Origin of the sequence: Herbidospora solisilvae (assembly GCF_009901565.1) — a bacterium.
GTDB classification, from domain to species: domain Bacteria; phylum Actinomycetota; class Actinomycetes; order Streptosporangiales; family Streptosporangiaceae; genus Herbidospora; species Herbidospora solisilvae.
This window is the reverse complement of record NZ_WXEW01000002.1, coordinates 496185-510526: the sequence shown is the minus strand read 5'-3', so window position 1 is coordinate 510526 and position 14342 is coordinate 496185. Positions and strand designations below refer to the sequence as shown.

Genomic DNA, 14342 nt, shown 5'->3' with positions numbered 1-14342 from the left:
TGGGCGAATATCTCTTGATGTCAAGATATCGCATTCTCACGCGGGATCTCACATCGGCATGAGCCGCAGGAACAGCAGCGCGAACACGGCGACCGACAACGTCGGCGCGAGGATCTTGGTCTCGAACTTCCGCCCGGTCTTCAGCCCCCAGTCCCACGGCAGCAGCCACTTGTGCTTGAGCGGCCACAACACCGGACACCCCCGCTCGGTCAGGCAGTCGCCGAGGACGTGGACGAAGCAGCCGATGCCGATCGCGAACCCCAGCCAGGCGTAGGTCACCCCCAGCCCCCAGAACGCCGCGAAGATGCCCCCGGTCAGCACGATGTTGACCACCGCCGAAGCGATCTTGTTCCCCGGCACGCCGATGCCGACCGCGCGTAAGGCCAGCCCGATCGACAACACGACGAGGATGTCCTGTCCCACGGTGAACCGCTCGGCCAGCAGGTGGGCCCCCACCCCCATGAGGATCGCGAACAGCAGCGAGTGGGTCGCCTTGCGATGCCCCCCGCTGACGAAGTTCACGCCCTTGCTGAGCAGCCACGTGACCGGGCCGAACGTCTGCGCGATCGTGGCGCTGGGGTGATCGAGGTCGGGCAGCATGGCCGCCCCCGCGCAGATGATCGCCCCGGCGATCAGCTCGGCCGGCGACATCGCGGTGGCGAACGCCAGCGAGGGCTGGAAGTCGAACACCGAGGGAAGCGCGGACAACCCGGGCGCGATGCCCAGCCAGACGATCGCCCCGGTCAGCGCGTGGGAATGGCCCATCATGTCGAGATCACGACACGGCAGCGTACGGCAAAGGACCGACAAATTCAGTGCGGCTCGCAGGACCGCTTTGCCCCGTTCCAGGGGGAACCAGACACCTGAGACCGAGTGCGGCCGCCGGAGGGCGGACGGCCCCTCGGGGCCCGAGACGCCGACGCCCGAAGGTCGGCGGCACTTCGGCTTTTGAGATCGGGCGCGACCACCCGAGGGGACAGACCTCGGGCGCGCGAGACGCCGACATCCAGAAGTCAGCGGTACTTGGGCTTTTGAGATCGGGCACGACCACCCGAGGCGACAGGCCTCGGGCGCGCGAGACGCCGACATCCGAAAGTCAGCGGTGGCCCGGGCGGTGAATGTGCCCGATGCCCGGGGATCCGCCTCGACAAAACAAGACGGGATCGCTCCGCTCCAAGAGCACCCCCCAGCCCTCTCAGCGCGGAACAATCCCGTCTCTGCCCAATGTAACGGAGCGGTCTCAGCACCTGTTCCCTCAGATCCCATCTTTTTTCGTGACTTGAGTCACTTGCGGCTTTTGCTTGGCATCGACATGTTCTCGATATATCGTTGAGGCATCGCGTAACACTCTGGAGGATGACATGAGCAACGCACACGCCGCGGGTGGCCCCTGGGCCCACCCCCACGAGTTCCACCGGGAGATCCGCAACCTCAAGGCCGCGCTCAAGGAGAACCTGCGCGGCTTCGCCGCCACGTGGGAGACGCCCGGCGGTGGCCCCCACGACCACCGCCATCGAGGCCACCGAGGCCGGGGCGGTCCCTGGGGCGGCGGGCCGGGATTCGGTCCCGGCGGGCCCTTCGGGCCGGGCTTCCCGTTCGGGCCGCGCGGCTTCGGGCGGGGGCGCAAGGCCAAGCGCGGCGACGTGCGCGCCGCCATCCTGGCCCTGCTGTCGGAGGAGCCGCGCAACGGCTACCAGATCATCCAGGAGATCGCCGAGCGGTCGCAGGGCGGCTGGAAGCCCAGCCCCGGCGCGGTCTACCCGGCGCTCCAGCAGCTCACCGACGAAGGGCTGGTGCGCTCGGAGGAGGCCGACGGCCGCAAGACCTTCACGCTCACCGACGTCGGCCGCGCCTACGTCGCCGAGCACCAGGACGAGGTCCGCGCCCCGTGGGAGGAGATGACTCCCGACATCGGAGACAACGTCCACGAATTGTTTGATTTGTCACGCCAGGCCGCGTCCGCTTTGTTCCAGATCGCGCAGACTGGGAGTGAGAGCCAGGTGCGTCAGGCCAAGAAGATCCTGGCCGAGACCCGGCGCAAGCTCTACCAGGTCCTGGCCGACGGCGACACCGACGAGGAGTAGTGACCCGTCATGACCGCTGACCGTCTCCCGCCCATGGTTCCGGCCGCCGCGATGCGGATCGGCGACAAGGAGCGCGACGAGGTGACCGTCTTCCTGCACGACGCGTTCGCGCAGGGGCGGCTCACCCGCGAGGAGCTCGACGAGCGCCTCGACGTCACGCTCGCCGCCAGGACCGCCGGCGACCTGGGCGCCGTCCTGGCCGATCTGCCCGGTGGGCAGGGCGTCGGCGCGCCCCCGGCGCCCAAGGCGCAGACGCCTCCGGGGATCGACATGGGCAACTGGGGATACCACCTGGCCCGTCCTCCCCACGCCCGGATGCGGCGCGGGCCCGGGATCGGACCGTTCGTGCCCTTGATCGTCGGGGCGCTGATCGCGATGATCCTTGTGGGTGGCGTGTTCACGGTGTTCAAGGTGCTGTTCTTCCTGTGGATCGTCTCGCTGGTCGTGGGGGCGGCCACACGGCATCATCACGGGCGCCGTACACCCACGCGGTTCAGATAAGGCGTCGCACGGGGGAGATCGAGATTGCGGTTCCCGCGGGTCAAAGCGGAGCACCGCCCGTTCCGCACCGCCGGGGGGACCGTCCGGATCGGCGGCGAGATCTACGGCCTCGCCGCCGAGATCGACGACCCCGGGGGCTGGGTCTGGGCGGCGCTGTCGCTGCTCGACGGGCGGCGCGGGCCCGAGGCGGTGGCCGCCCGGCTGATCGTGATGTTCCCCGAGCTCAGTCCCGACGAGGCGCGCGGCGTCGTCGACGACCTGGTCGGCTCCGGCTACCTGGAGGAGGCCACCGCTCCCCCGCCGCGCGGGCTCACCCCGCGTGAGGTCGACCGCTACAGCCGCAACCAGGCCTTCTTCCGGGGCGTCGACCTGGTGCCCGGCCACAGCGCGTGGGAGACCCAGCTCGCCCTGAAGCGGGCGCGGGTGGTCGTGGTGGGGCTCGGCGGCACCGGCAGTCACGCCGCCTGGGCGCTGGCCGCGATCGGCGTCGGACGGCTCCACTGCGTCGACCCCGACCTGGTCGAGTTGTCCAATTTGAACCGGCAGCTGCTCTACACCGAGGCCGACGTCGGGCAGCCGAAGGCCGACCTGGCCCGCGACCGGCTGGGCGAGGCCAACAGCGACATCGTGGTCACCTCGGCCCGCCACCGCGTCACCGGCGAGGCCGACCTGCGATCACTGGTCGACGGCTACGACGCCCTCGCCCTCTGCGCCGACGAGCCCAGGGGCGAGGGCATCCGCGTCTGGGCCAGCCGGGCGTGCGCGGCGGCCCGGGTGCCGTGGGCGGGCGGCGGCTACAACGGGCCGCTCGTCACCGTCGGCGTCTTCGACCCGCCCAAGGGCGCCTGCTACGAGTGCGTCGCCGCGGCCGAGCAGGCCCACCGGCCCAATGGCGGCATCCCCGATCTGGGCGGTCCCGGCGTGACCGGCACGTCGGCCGGCATCTCCGGCCATCTCGTCGCGCAGGCGATCATCTCCCTGGTCACGGGCGTGCCCGAGGTGGCGCCGGGCTACGTCCACGGGATCAATCTGCTCTCGCCCGACCACCACGTCTACGCCCGCCACCCCGCCCGCGCGGGATGCCCGACGTGCTTTGGGCCTTGACGGCTGCGACGGCCGCTTTACGATCACCTCGTGTCGGGGAACCGGGACGGAAGGTAACGGGATGAAACAGTCGCAAAACGACGCCACGCCCAGTACGCCCGTCAGACGGCAGATCACCATTCGCCGCCTGGAGCGTAACGAAACAGCCATCTGCAGCAACTCGTACGGGAACTGACCACCACTTCGGGCCGGCGAGCGGCGCGGGTCGCCGGACCGTCAGGAGGATGTGTGCGGGAGATCGTGCAAGGCGCACCCGGGGTCACACTCGACCGGACGGCGTACACGACCGAGTTCTACGGCCTCTACCGCGAGATGGAGGGGGTGCTCTGGAAGCTGGAGCGGGCCCAGCACTTCCACGAGCCCTACAGCCCGAGCTGGGTGGCCTGGTCCGAAGGCGACTGGGACCGGGCGATGGAGCTGATCGAGGAGTCGGCCGGGGAGTTCGCCGCCGACGTGCCCGATTCGGTGGAGCTGCGGCGGTTGCGGATCGCCGAACGGCCCCTGACGGCGTACCTGCGATGGGAGTTGCAGGTGCTGAAGGCCCGGGCCATGGCGGGTGAACGCACCCGCGTGCTCGACGCCGGAGCGGTGCGGCACCTGGAGCGGGCGGGGCCGCTCCCGGAGATCCTGATCCTGTCCCGCGACCTCATGTACGAGGTCCGCTACGACGACATCGGGGCCCATGTCGGCGGGCGGCGGATCGTCGAGCGCGACGTGATCGCGGCCTGCCTGGCGGAACTGGAGACCCTCTACGGGCAGGCGGGCGACCTCGACCCCTGGCTGGCGGACGCTACCCCATCTCCTCCAGTTTTCGACCCTTCGTCTCCTTCACGATGAAGACGACGAACAGGTAGGACAACGCGGCGAACACGGCGTAGAAGAGGTAGGTCAGCGCCAGGTTCCAGTTCGCCAGCGGCGGGAACGTCACGGTGATCACCCAGTTGGCCAGCCACTGGGCCGCCGCCGCGACCGACAGCGCCGCCGCCCTGATCCGGCCGGGGAACATCTCGCCCAGCAGCACCCACACGATGACCCCCCATGACAACGCGAAGAACAACACGAACGCGTTGGCCGCGATCAGGGCGGCGGCGCCCTGCGCGGCGGGGAGCTGCACGATCCCGTCGACACTGAAGCTGTAGCTGAACGACCACGACGCCACGGCCAGCGCGATCGCCATGCCGGCCGAGCCGACCAGCAGCAGCGGGCGGCGGCCGACCTGGTCGACCAGGGCCATGGCGATGAACGTGCCGACGATGTTGATGATCGAGCTGGAGAAGCTGATCAGCAGCGAGTCCGACTGGGTGATGCCGACCGACTGCCAGAGCACCGACGAGTAGTAGAAGATCACGTTGATGCCGACGAACTGCTGGAAGACCGACAGGACGATGCCGGTCCAGACGATGGGCAGCAGCCCGAAGCGGGGCCCACGCAGGTCGCCGAGCCGGGGCCGCCGCCGGGTGCGCAGCACGCTCCTGATCTCGGCCACCCGTTCGTCGAGGTCGACGTGGTCGCCCTCGATGTCGCGCAGCACCTCGCGGGCCTGCCCTTCGCGCCCGGCCGCGACCAGGTAGCGGGGCGATTCGGGGATGACGCTGGCGAAGACCAGGAAGACCAGGGCGGGCACCAGGCAGGCGCCGAGCATCCACTGCCAGGCCTGCAGGGGACCCAGGTCGTTGTTGACCTCTCCCCCGGCCCACAGGTTGACGGCGAAGTTCACCAGCTGCGAGACGGCGATGCCGAGCACGATCGCGAGCTGCTGGAACGACCCCAGCCGCCCCCGGTAGGCGGGCGGGGCGACCTCGGCGATGTAGGCGGGCCCGAGGACCGAGGCCATGCCGATCGCGGCGCCGGCCAGCACCCGCCAGAAGGCCAGATCCCAGATCGCGAAGGGCAGCGCCTGCCCGACGGAGCTGACGGCGAAGAGGACCGCGGCCAGCCGCATGGTCTTGGTGCGTCCCCACCGGTCGGCGAGGCTCCCGGCGAACCAGGCCCCGACGGCCGAGCCGAGCAGGGCGACGGCCACCACCACGCCGATGGTGACCGGGCCCACGTTGAAATAACGCTGGATGCCCACGACGGCGCCGTTGATCACCGCGCTGTCGTAGCCGAACAGGAATCCGCCGATGGCACCGGCCGCCGCGATGAACGTGACGTAGCCGAGACGCTCCTGCCCTCGCGCGGCTACCGGTGGACCCCCCATGCAGCCTACTTGCCCCACAATTACGGCAAGTAGCGCAATGGCTACACTAAGGGGCCATTACCGGATTCGTACTCTACTTTTCAGGCACACAGTGCAGTGCTGCACCACGACATTGCCGATGCGCTCGGTGTCCTGCCAGTCATGACGCAGGTGGAACCATGGCCGTCTCGTTTGACGTTCATTCATGAGTGATCGCAAGTTCACGCTCTGTCGTCTGCCCCGATCGTAGGGCCTCCTAGAGGACCCTGGGGGTGACGAACGTGTCGCTCCCGTGAAGCCCCGCTCACAACCGGGGGTCGACGGGCTCACACTCCAGGGCGAGCACGGAGAAGACCGCCTCGTGAACGCGGTGGAGCGGCTCACCGGCCGCCAGTCGCGACAGCGCCTCAATGCCCAGGCTATGCTCCCGCAGCGCCAGCGACCGCTTCCGGCCGAGGAAGCGCCTGCGCAGCTCGTCGAGCGACTCCAGGTAGTCGGGGCCGTAGATGATGCGCAGGTACTCGGGCCCGCGCACCTTGATCCCCGGCTGCACCCGCCCACCGGGGTGGGCGACCGGCTTGACCACCATGCCCTCGCCGCCGTCGCCGGTGAGCGCCGTCCACCACTCGACCGCCGCCTCGCGCTGGTCTTCCTTCTCCAGGTCCACGTACGTGTGCCGCGTCGCGGTCACCAGCGGATGGGAGACGGCGGCGAGCCGATCGAGGTGCCAGTCGTGCGGCCGGGTCACGGCGGTGGCGCCCTGGGCGCAGGCGAGGATCTGGAAGGGCGCGAAACGCAGCCCCGAGACCCCCGAGACGGGCTCGCAGTAACGGGCATAGGCCTCGCGGAACCGGGCAGCGTTGATCTCGCGGCGCCGGGTGCGGTCCAGTATCGATCCCACATCCAGGCCACGCCCGGCCGCCGCCTCCAGCGCCGTCACCGCGACGGGCAGCGCGGCCCCGGCGGCGGCGCCGACCGAGGCGTACTGGCTGCGGATGAGCTCGCCGGCCTTGGCCGACCAGGGCAGCAGCTCGCCGTCGAGCACCAGCCACGGGGAGTCCTCCAGCAGGGGCGCGAAGGCCTCGCGGAGCCCGGCGACGAACTCCTCCTGAAGGTCGCCGAAGAAGGGGCGGCCGGTCCGGGTGAAGATCGTGCCGGCGCCCTCGACGCCGAACTTCGCCTGGGCGTCCTGCGGCGTGCGGGCCAGCACGACGATCGCCCGGGAGCCCATGTGCTTCTCCTCGCACACCACCCGGGTCACCCCGGCGGCGGCGAACTCGGCGAAGGCCTCGTCGGGGTGTTCGAGGTAGCCGTCCTTCTGCGAGGTCTCCGGCGGGGCCATCGTCGGCGGCAGGTAGACCAGCCAGCGCGGGTCGACGGCGAACCGGCTCATGATCTCCAGGGCGGCGGTGGCGTTCTCCTCCCTGATCTTGACCGTGCCGGTCGAGGTCTCGACGTAGCGGTCGCCGGTGACGTCGCCGATGTCCAGCACGTCGGGCTCGCGGCCCCGCGAGGTGAGCGGGCGGGCCGGTTCGTACCAGACCCGCTCGGCCGGGACGGAGACGAGTTCCTTCTCCGGGTAGCGCAGGGCGGTGAGCCGTCCGCCGAAGACGGCGCCGGTGTCGAGGCAGATGGTGTTGTTGACCCACTCGGCGTGCGTCGTCGGGGTGTGGCCGTAGACGACCATCGCCCGGCCCCGGTACTGCTCGGCCCACGGGTAGCGGACCGGCAGGCCGTACTCGTCGGTCTCGCCGGTGGTGTCGCCGTAGAGGGCGAACGAGCGCACCCGGCCCGAGGCGCGGCCGTGGTAGGCCTCCTTGAGACCGGCGTGCGCGACCACGAGCCGGCCGCCGTCGAGGACGTAGTGGCTGATCAGGCCCTCCATGAAGGCCTTGGCCCGGCTGGTGAAGGCGTCGTCCTGGCGGGCGAACTGCTCCAGCGACGTCTCCAGGCCGTGGGCGACCCGGACCTTGCGGCCGTTGAGGGCGCGTACCAGCTTCTGCTCGTGGTTGCCCGAGACGCAGAGCGCGGCGCCGCGCTCGACCATGCCCATGACCCGGCGCAGCACTCCCGGGCTGTCGGGCCCCCGGTCGACGAGGTCGCCGACGAACACGGCCGTCCGGCCGCCGGGGTGGACGCCGTCCTCGTAGCCGAGGGTGGCGAGCAGGGTCTCCAGCTCCGAGGCGCACCCGTGCACGTCGCCGATGATGTCGAACGGCCCGGTCAGTTCGGTCTTGTCGGTCCACGCCTTGTCGTAGGCGATCACGGCCTCGTCGATCGCGTCGCCGCGCAGCACGTGGACGCGGCGGAACCCGTCGCGGGAGATCTTCGCCAGCGACTTGCGCAGGTCGTTGCGCTGCCTGCGGATGACGTGGGCGCCGAAGTCGCGGTCGGGCCGGACGGCGTTCCGCGCCACCGCGACCTCCTCGGGCACGTCGAGCACGATCGCGTCGCAGAGCACGTCGTGGCTCTTGGCCAGCGCGACCAGCGCCTCCCGGGCCTTCCACTGGACGTTGGTCGCGTCGACCACCGTCAGCAGCCCGCGCCGCAGCCGCACGCCGACGATGTGGTGCAGCAGGTCGAACGCCTCGGGCGTGGCGGCCTGGTCGTTCTCGTCGTCGGCGACCAGCCCCCGGCAGAAGTCGGAGGAGATGACCTGGGTGGGTGTGAAGTGCCTGCGCGCGAAGGTGGACTTGCCGCTTCCGGACACCCCGACCAGCACGACCAGCGACATCGCCGGGACACGGATCTCGGTCATACCTGGGCCTCCTTCGTGAACACGGCCATCTGGGTGGGCGAGCCGACCTCGGGGTCGTCGTCGCCGACGGGGCGGTGTTCGACCTGGTAGCCGTACCGTCCGGCGACGCTGCCCGCCCAGTCGCGGAACTCGGCGCGGGTCCACTCGAAGCGGTGGTCGGGGTGGCGCAGGCCGGTCAGGTTCTCATAACGCGGGTTGTATTCGGCGTTGGGCGTGGTGACCAGCACGTACGTGGGCTTGGCCGTGCCGAACACCACCCGCTCCATGGCCGGCAGCCGGGGCGGGTCGAGGTGCTCGACGACCTCCATCAGGACGGCGGCGTCATATCCGGCGAACCGGGCGTCGGTGTAGGTGACCGACCCCTGGAACAGGTCCACCCGCTCACGCGTCCGGCTCCCCATGCGGTCGAGCTTGAGCCTGCGCGCCGCGATCATGAGCGTGTGGGCGGAGACGTCCACCCCGGTGATCTTCGGCACGCCCTGGTCGAGCAGGGCCGAGATGAGCTGCCCCGACCCGCAGCCGAGGTCGATGACACTCCGCGCCTGGAGCTCGGCGAGCGTGGCCACCACGGCGTCGCGGCGGAGGGTGTTGAGCGGGATGCGCACCTCCTCCTCGGCCGGCGGCTCCAGCGTCTCCTCCTCGTCGTCGCCCACCTCGGCCAGCCGCGCGAAGGCGGCCCTGGTCAGCGCGGTCCGGCGGTTGAGGAACCGCCGGGTGATGAGGGTGAGGTCGGGATGGGCCGCCAGCCAGCCCTCGCCTGCGCGGATCAGCTTGTCGACCTCGTCCTCGGCGATCCAGTAGTGCTTGGCGTCGTCGAGGACCGGCAGCAGGACGTAGAGGTGGTTGAGCGCGTCCGCGAGCCGGAGCTCGCCCTTCAGCGTGAGGGTGACGTAGCGGGAGTCGCCCCATTCGGGGAAGGCCGGGTCGAGCGGGATGGGATCGGCGGTGACCTCCCAGCCCATGGGCTCGAACAACCGCCGCGCCAGCGCGGGGCCACCCCGGCACGGCAGCGCCGGCAGGACGATCTCCAGCGGGATGGCGGCCTGGGCCAGTTCCGGCCGGGCGTCGCACCGCCCCGCCCTGGCGGTCCGGAACACCTCGGCCATGGCGGTCGAGAGCAGGGAGGAGGCGGCGTAGGGGCGGTCGTTGACGTACTGGCCGAGACTGAAGTCGGGCGTGGTCTTGCCACGGGTGCGCGCGAGCCGCACCGGATCGACGTCGAGCAGCAGCGCGGCGGTGCAGCGCTGGTCGGTGGCCTCGGGATAGAAGACGTGCGCGACCCCGAACGCCCGTGGGAACCGCTGGACTCGATCTGGATGCTTGTGCAGGAGGTAGCCGAGATCGGTCGCCGGTTCACGGGTGGTGGAGATGGTCAGCAGCACAGGGAGAAGTGTGCCTTGCCGAAATGCGCGGGAGCGACCGGGTTTCCCCTGACCGCTCCCGCTTTGTCGGTACGAGTTGAGCCTCGGATGCCGAGCCGGGCGGGGACCTGGTCGCCGCCCATGTGGACAAGCAGAGGTCACGGCTCGCGGGTCCACGTGCGCCAAGTGCAGGGTCGGGCGGCTGACGCCGCCCGAAATTTCGGCATATGCAGCTCCGGGCGGCTCGACGGTCAGACGTGGGGCATGACCTCGCGGGCGATCAGGTCGAGGTGGTCGAGGTCGGACAGGTCCATGACCTGCAGGTAGACACGCTCGGCGCCCAGTTCGCCGAATCGGCCGATCTTGTCGACGACCTCCTCCGGCGTGCCCGCGAGCCCGCCCGACCGCAGCTGCTCCGGGCTCTCCCCGATCGCGGCGGCGCGGCGGGCCACTTCGGCCTCGTCGGCGCCGACGCAGACGGTCTGGGCGACGGAGTAGATCAGCGAGCGGCCGGTCTCCGCGCTGGCCGCCCGCACCCGGGCGAAGCCCTCGGCGACGTCGTCGAGGGAGCGGAAGGGGATGTTGTACTCGGCCGCGTAGGTGGCCGCCAGCCTGGGGGTGCGGGTGGCGCCGAAGCCGCCGATGATGATCGGCAGGGGGTTCTGCACCGGCTTCGGCAGGGCCGGGGAGTCGGTGAGCCGGTAGTGCGTTCCGGCGTACGAGAACGGCTTCTCGGCCGCCCACAGGCCGGTGATGATCGCGAGCTGTTCCTCCAGGCGGTCGAAGCGCTCCTTCACCGGCGGGAAGGGGATGCCGTAGGAGTGGTGCTCGGCGTCGTACCAGCCGGTGCCCAGACCGAGCTCGATCCGGCCGCCGCTCATCTGGTCGGCCTGGGCGACGCTGATCGCCAGCGGGCCGGGGAGGCGGAAGGTCGCGGGCGTGACGAGGGTGCCGAGCCGGATCGTCGCGGTCTCGCGGGCCAGCCCGGCGAGGGTCAGCCAGGCGTCGGTGGATCCCGGCCCGGGGTCTCCGGAGCCGATGGCCTGATAGTGGTCGGATCGGAAGAACGCGTCGAACCCCAGCCGCTCGGTCGCCTGCGCGACCGCGAGCAGGTCGTCGTAGGTCGCGCCCTCCTGGGGCTCGGTGAAGATCCTCAACTTCATTCGGCCATTATCGCCGTCCGGCCCTTGCTAGGGTCCCTTGCGGATAGTAGTCGTCACGCGACGCTCGGTGGTGAATCAGGTGGACTCCGCTCCTCGGCCCCGCCCCGTGGGCACGCCTCCGCGCGCCCTCGTCCTGGCCGCGGCGACCGCCCTCGTCGGAGCCACGGCCGCCGCCCTGGTGCTGCTCCCCGCCGAGCCGCTGCCCGAATGGGCCGCGCCGGTCACCCCGCCCGTGGCCGCCGCCCCGGCCGTCGCGGTGGCCCCCAAACCCGAACGGACCGTCCCCTATGTGACGTTCGTCGACGCCATCCGCGCCGAGGGCGGGATCTCCCGGGCGCCGTCCTACCTGGTCGGCCACGTCAACGCCACCGGCTGCCTCCCCACGTGGAGTGGCCTGCCCGCCTCGGCGAAGAAACCGCTGGTCTCGACCCTGCACAAGACCGGCCGTCCCGTGGGCCTGTCGTTCGGCGGCCCCCGGGGCGCCGAACTGGCCGCGACCTGCGCGGGCCCGGCCCGGCTGCTGCGCGCCTACCGGTCGGTCCTGAAGGCCTACCGTCCCGAGCTGATCGACTTCGAGGTCACCGACTCGGCCGACCTCGCCACGACGGCCCGCCGCGCCGCCGCGATCCAGCGCCTCCAGGACGAGGCCCGCCGGGTCGGCTCCGAGCTGATGGTGACGATGACCCTCCCCGCGACCAGGTCGGGCCTGTCGATCGCCGACCGGGCGATGCTCAGGGCCACCCGCGCGGCGGGCGCCGAGATCGGCAGGGTGAACGTGCTGGTGCCGTTCAGCCCCGGCGCCCGCGACAACCTCCGCGCCCTCGCCGACGCCGCCCACGCCACCAACCGCCAGCTCACCCGCCTGCTGAACCGTCCGGCCTGGCCCCACCTGGGCCTGACCCCGGTCCTGGCCAGCGCCGACGACCTGACGGTCGCCGACGCGAAGACTTTGGTCGCCTTCCAGACCAAGAACAGCCTGGGCGAACTGTCGGTCAGGGGCGCGACCCCGGCCGAAGCGGTCGCCCAGATCCTGACCGCCCCGCGTCAGTAGCGGAAGGGCACCTCGATCGGGGTGCCCGCTCTGCGGCACGCCCCCTCGACCGCCACCAGCGCCGCCGCCAGCGCGGTGGTGTCGCCCGCTTCGGCGGCCAGCACGGCGTCGTCCATCACGGGGGCCACGTCGCCGTTGGCGGCCTGGACGGCGCGGTCCATGTGGCGCAGGGCAGGGGTGAGCGCGGCGCGGAGTTCGCCGCTCGTGACCCGGGCGGCCGCACGGAGGTCGTCTGCGGCCAGGGCGAACTCCAGGCAGGCGGCCGCGTTGACCTGGTCGCGCGGCCGGTCGCCGGGGGCCTCACCGGTGGCGGCGGCGCACGCTGTCAGGGCCAGAAGGAGGCTCAGTAGGGCGGTGATCCTCATGAGGCTCAGGGTTGTCCCACGCGGGGAGCCGACCGCCGTTACTGACCGGATTGGTTGGCGTACCAGGCGCACACCCATCTGGAGGGCTTGACTGTTATCCGAATCCACGTCCCGGACATAGGCAGGCGTCAGGCCGAGAAGGAGGCGGGATGCCGGAGCACGTGGCGAGGTTCACCCGGCTCTTCGACGACTGCTACGAGCCTGTGCTGCGGTACGCGGCGCGCCGCGTCGGCGGCGACTCCGCGGGCGACGTAGCGGCGGAGACGTTCGTGGTGGCCTGGCGCAAGATCGCCGATCTCCCCGCCCGCGACGACGAGGCGTTGCCGTGGCTCTACGGCATCGCCCGCAACCTCGTGGCCAACGAGCAGCGCCGGGAGCGGCGCAGCCGAAGGCTCATGTCACGCCTGATGAGCGTTTCGTGGGCAGGGAGGGACACGGCCGGGGATCACGCCGACGACGCCGTCGCCGCGTCGGGCCTGGAGCAGGCCTTACGACGGCTGTCGCCGCAAGATCAGGAAGTCCTGCGGCTCATCGGCTGGGAGGATCTGTCGATCTCCCACGCGGCTCTGGTCCTGGGATGCACACCCGCGACCATGGCGGTCCGCGCGCAGCGAGCGCGACGACGGTTCCTGGCCGCCCTCGACGATCTCCAGGTGCGGCCGGAGGCCTCCGCGAAGGAGAGAAGGTCATGACGACGGAGTTCGACGACGTGAAACACCTCATGGCACAGCTGGATCCCGTGCCGGCCACGATGTTCGACGGCGTCGCGCGGCACCCTCGATCGCGCGCGCTCCTCGCCCGGATCCTCGCCCCCGCATCCGAACCAGCGGCGGCCTCCCTGCCCACTCGGCGACGGGCACTCGGCCTGGCAGGGGCCGCGACGCTGGCGTCGGTCGCGGGGCTCACCACGTTCAGGTCCCTCGACCGGGTGGACGTCTCCCGGACGCCCACCGTGGCGATGTTGCACTACGACCTGGTTAACGGGAGGGCAGAGTTGAACGGCACACCGCCCGCCGCTGACGCGGTTCTGCTGAAGCTGGCCGATGCGGCCGACCGGCAGCCTGTCACGTCCGTGCCGGCCGACGCCGCGTTCGTATACCTGCAGTTCAACGCGTGGTATCTCAACGTGGCGGTGACTCAGGGGCAGGCCGGCACCGCGGTGGTTCCCACCGTCGTGGAGCAGTGGACGCCGCTCTCGCGCTCCGGCACGGCACGACGCCGCGAACACCGAGCCGAGCCGGTCGTCATCGGATACGGAAGCCCCGAGACGGCGGCCGCGGTGACCGGCGGCTCCCCCGTGTCCGACGAGGTCTTCCCCGCCGACTCCCTGGCCGGGCCGGCTGCGGAGAACCTGCCCCTGGAGGCCGGGAACCTCCGCCGGGCCCTGCTCGGGACCGGACCGGTTCCCGCGGACGTTCCCGACGGATACCGGCTTGTCCGAGGCGTCATCGACCTGCACAGCGAGCAGATCGTCTCGCCGCGGCTGTCGGCCGCGCTGTGGCGGATGCTGGCCGGCCAGCCCTTGGCCTACCTGGGGATGACCGTCGACCGGGCGGGGCGCGCGGGTGAGGCGATCGCCTTCGAGGCCGCGGTCGGGCTCCCCAGGAGATGGGTGCTCATCATCGATCCGACGTCAGGGCGCCTCAACTCCTGCGAGGAGATCCTGACGACGGATCCGGGGAAGCTCAACGTGACGGTCCCTGCGGTCATCGGCTACACGCTGTTCCTGCGCCAGGGCTGGGTGCCGGACGACCGGACGGCAGCGCGGCCTTAGGA

General features: G+C 71.0%; 13 protein-coding genes. 7 read left to right on the top strand and 6 right to left on the bottom strand.

Features of this window, described 5'->3' with window-relative positions:
• Positions 1 to 48: 48 nt before the first annotated feature.
• Entirely contained in the window at positions 49 to 765 is a 717-nt protein-coding gene (locus GT755_RS08035) for a metal-dependent hydrolase (RefSeq protein WP_235966199.1), read from the bottom strand.
• A 596-nt stretch (positions 766 to 1361) separates the two neighbouring features.
• Here GT755_RS08035 and GT755_RS08030 point away from each other — a divergent pair.
• From GT755_RS08030 to GT755_RS08015, 4 genes are all read left to right on the top strand, one after another.
• Positions 1362 to 2084: a PadR family transcriptional regulator gene (locus tag GT755_RS08030; RefSeq protein WP_161479060.1), complete on the top strand. Its 723-nt coding sequence runs from the start codon at positions 1362 to 1364 to the stop codon at positions 2082 to 2084.
• Positions 2085 to 2093: 9 nt separating this feature from the next.
• Positions 2094 to 2585 (top strand): DUF1707 SHOCT-like domain-containing protein, encoded by a 492-nt coding sequence (locus GT755_RS08025; protein ID WP_161479059.1) that lies wholly within the window; start codon positions 2094 to 2096, stop codon positions 2583 to 2585.
• 24 nt (positions 2586 to 2609) lie between these two features.
• Positions 2610 to 3689 (top strand): HesA/MoeB/ThiF family protein, encoded by a 1080-nt coding sequence (locus GT755_RS08020; protein ID WP_161479058.1) that lies wholly within the window; start codon positions 2610 to 2612, stop codon positions 3687 to 3689.
• A 228-nt stretch (positions 3690 to 3917) separates the two neighbouring features.
• Positions 3918 to 4526, top strand: a complete 609-nt coding sequence (locus tag GT755_RS08015) for a DUF6879 family protein (RefSeq protein WP_161479057.1) — start codon at positions 3918 to 3920, stop codon at positions 4524 to 4526.
• Here GT755_RS08015 and GT755_RS08010 read toward each other — a convergent pair.
• The 4 genes from GT755_RS08010 to GT755_RS07995 all read right to left on the bottom strand — a co-directional run bounded on the left by GT755_RS08010 (position 4480) and on the right by GT755_RS07995 (position 11150).
• A complete protein-coding gene (locus tag GT755_RS08010; protein ID WP_161479056.1) occupies positions 4480 to 5889 on the bottom strand; it encodes a sugar porter family MFS transporter in 1410 nt (469 codons plus the stop codon). The two genes, GT755_RS08015 and GT755_RS08010, sit on opposite strands and share 47 nt — an antisense overlap.
• 283 nt (positions 5890 to 6172) lie before the next feature.
• A complete protein-coding gene (locus GT755_RS08005) occupies positions 6173 to 8626 on the bottom strand; it encodes a polynucleotide kinase-phosphatase (RefSeq protein ID WP_161479055.1) in 2454 nt (817 codons plus the stop codon).
• Complete coding sequence (locus tag GT755_RS08000; protein ID WP_161479054.1) at positions 8623 to 10008, bottom strand: 3' terminal RNA ribose 2'-O-methyltransferase Hen1; 1386 nt, start codon at positions 10006 to 10008, stop codon at positions 8623 to 8625. The genes GT755_RS08005 and GT755_RS08000 overlap by 4 nt, the downstream gene beginning before the upstream one ends.
• Before the next feature lie 230 nt (positions 10009 to 10238).
• Positions 10239 to 11150: an LLM class F420-dependent oxidoreductase gene (locus tag GT755_RS07995; protein WP_161479053.1), complete on the bottom strand. Its 912-nt coding sequence runs from the start codon at positions 11148 to 11150 to the stop codon at positions 10239 to 10241.
• Between the two features lie 79 nt (positions 11151 to 11229).
• Between GT755_RS07995 and GT755_RS07990 the strand changes: the two genes are divergently transcribed.
• A complete protein-coding gene (locus GT755_RS07990) occupies positions 11230 to 12201 on the top strand; it encodes a glycoside hydrolase family 18 protein (RefSeq protein ID WP_161479052.1) in 972 nt (323 codons plus the stop codon).
• Here the strand turns inward: GT755_RS07990 and GT755_RS07985 are convergent.
• The gene (locus tag GT755_RS07985; protein WP_161479051.1) at positions 12195 to 12566 is read right to left on the bottom strand and encodes a hypothetical protein; all 372 of its coding nucleotides are present in this window, start codon (positions 12564 to 12566) and stop codon (positions 12195 to 12197) included. The two genes, GT755_RS07990 and GT755_RS07985, sit on opposite strands and share 7 nt — an antisense overlap.
• 149 nt (positions 12567 to 12715) lie before the next feature.
• Here GT755_RS07985 and GT755_RS07980 point away from each other — a divergent pair, with 149 nt between their 5' ends.
• Positions 12716 to 13258: an RNA polymerase sigma factor gene (locus GT755_RS07980; protein WP_161479050.1), complete on the top strand. Its 543-nt coding sequence runs from the start codon at positions 12716 to 12718 to the stop codon at positions 13256 to 13258.
• Positions 13255 to 14340, top strand: a complete 1086-nt coding sequence (locus GT755_RS07975; RefSeq protein ID WP_161479049.1) for a hypothetical protein — start codon at positions 13255 to 13257, stop codon at positions 14338 to 14340. Before GT755_RS07980 ends, GT755_RS07975 begins: the two co-directional genes overlap by 4 nt.
• Positions 14341 to 14342: the final 2 nt, after the last annotated feature.

Bases quoted from the DNA above. Each gene is read 5' to 3' on its own strand.
- GT755_RS08035 (WP_235966199.1), bottom strand. From the start codon at position 765: ATGGGCCATTCCCACGCGCTGACCGGGGCGATCGTCTGGCTGGGCATC.
- GT755_RS08030 (WP_161479060.1), top strand. From the start codon at position 1,362: ATGAGCAACGCACACGCCGCGGGTGGCCCCTGGGCCCACCCCCACGAG.
- GT755_RS08025 (WP_161479059.1), top strand. From the start codon at position 2,094: ATGACCGCTGACCGTCTCCCGCCCATGGTTCCGGCCGCCGCGATGCGG.
- GT755_RS08010 (WP_161479056.1), bottom strand. From the start codon at position 5,889: ATGGGGGGTCCACCGGTAGCCGCGCGAGGGCAGGAGCGTCTCGGCTAC.
- GT755_RS08005 (WP_161479055.1), bottom strand. From the start codon at position 8,626: ATGACCGAGATCCGTGTCCCGGCGATGTCGCTGGTCGTGCTGGTCGGG.
- GT755_RS07995 (WP_161479053.1), bottom strand. From the start codon at position 11,150: ATGAAGTTGAGGATCTTCACCGAGCCCCAGGAGGGCGCGACCTACGAC.
- GT755_RS07985 (WP_161479051.1), bottom strand. From the start codon at position 12,566: ATGAGGATCACCGCCCTACTGAGCCTCCTTCTGGCCCTGACAGCGTGC.
- GT755_RS07980 (WP_161479050.1), top strand. From the start codon at position 12,716: ATGCCGGAGCACGTGGCGAGGTTCACCCGGCTCTTCGACGACTGCTAC.
- GT755_RS07975 (WP_161479049.1), top strand. From the start codon at position 13,255: ATGACGACGGAGTTCGACGACGTGAAACACCTCATGGCACAGCTGGAT.